This window comes from Bartonella sp. AP58NXGY, from assembly GCF_042195785.1.
In the GTDB taxonomy this organism is placed as follows: Bacteria; Pseudomonadota; Alphaproteobacteria; order Rhizobiales; family Rhizobiaceae; genus Bartonella.
Genome location: NZ_JBHIOY010000273.1, coordinates 1 through 681, shown reverse-complemented (window position 1 = coordinate 681; position 681 = coordinate 1). Strand labels below are relative to the sequence as shown.

Annotated in this window: 1 protein-coding gene; it reads left to right on the top strand. The window is 30.1% G+C overall.

Annotated elements, in window-relative coordinates; translation table 11 throughout:
• Positions 1–223: 223 nt before the first annotated feature.
• A complete protein-coding gene (locus tag ACFINC_RS10890) occupies positions 224–499 on the top strand; it encodes a hypothetical protein (RefSeq protein ID WP_120100810.1) in 276 nt (91 codons plus the stop codon).
• Positions 500–681: the final 182 nt, after the last annotated feature.

Here is a 681-nt window from a genome sequence, read left to right as displayed (position 1 = left end):
CAACTCTATTATTAGCAAATCCTTTGTGTCAACGTTTTATTGCACAACTCAAAGGCTATGGTAGATATTTTAATTCTATTTTCGACTCTTTTTTCCGACTTTATGAGGTAAACTGGAACCTTTATCTGTAATTGTCGTTTTCCCAAAATAAGTATCTGAATAATTTCATATATGTATACTTTATAGAAATTAAAGATAAGGGAATTGAGAAAAGGAATTCACTATGATTGATAAAAACTATCACACATATGAAGAACGTATGGCTGCAGAAAGAAAAGATCATGAACAGCGTGTTTCAATCGCTAAGGGTATTTTTGCTATTCTTCTTGCATTGGTTATCATCTGGTTTATTTTTGGCTTTTTAGGATCTTTTTTTGCAAAATCTCCTGAACATAGTTCACATTATAATACTCCAGAAGCAAGCCAGACTATAACAACGCCCCAAAAAGATTTAAATTCATCTCCTCCTGTACCTTATACCTATAAGAGTACGCAGTGATTTTTTTGTAAACATAATCTTTTAAATAAAGCGAAAACTGACGCAGTTTTGAAAAATAAAGTCAGTGTAAATACATAAGCAAAAAAGATTGAGATGCTTTTAATTTTTGAAGTTTTTGATAAATCTCATTCAATACTATTGAAATAAATGGCCTTAAAATAAATCATGTAACGGTTTTAACA